This window comes from Mesorhizobium sp. M7A.F.Ca.MR.148.00.0.0 (assembly GCF_003997735.1).
GTDB lineage: Bacteria > Pseudomonadota > Alphaproteobacteria > Rhizobiales > Rhizobiaceae > Mesorhizobium.
On record NZ_RZTB01000209.1, the window covers coordinates 4402 to 4712 of the forward strand.

General features: G+C 66.9%; 1 pseudogene. It reads left to right on the forward strand.

Annotated elements, in window-relative coordinates:
* Positions 1 to 222: pseudogene (locus EOB49_RS36700) on the forward strand (hypothetical protein); the annotation flags it as partial.
* Between the last annotated feature and the right edge of the window lie 89 nt (positions 223 to 311).

The following is a 311-nucleotide window of genomic DNA, read 5'->3' on the forward strand; positions in this document are numbered from 1 at the left end:
GCACGGCCGCGTTTCTCCCGCACGCGCCGTGAGATCCTTCCTACCGCCTATCCGGCCATGACCATCGGCGACATAGGATCAGCCGCTGGCGCACTGGCGCTGATGCTGGCGGCCGACAGCTTGCTCAAAGACTATGCACCCGGTCCGACCGTCGTCTGTGAACTCGCCTCGGAGAACGGCCTGCGCGCTGCGGCGGTGATGGCCCGCATGACCCGGCGTTGAAATTCACATCCAAGCCGGAAAGCGGCGCGTGACACGCCAGTCGGCGAGTGGCGCGTCGGCCGTCGCGAATGCCGTGCGCAGTGCATCGA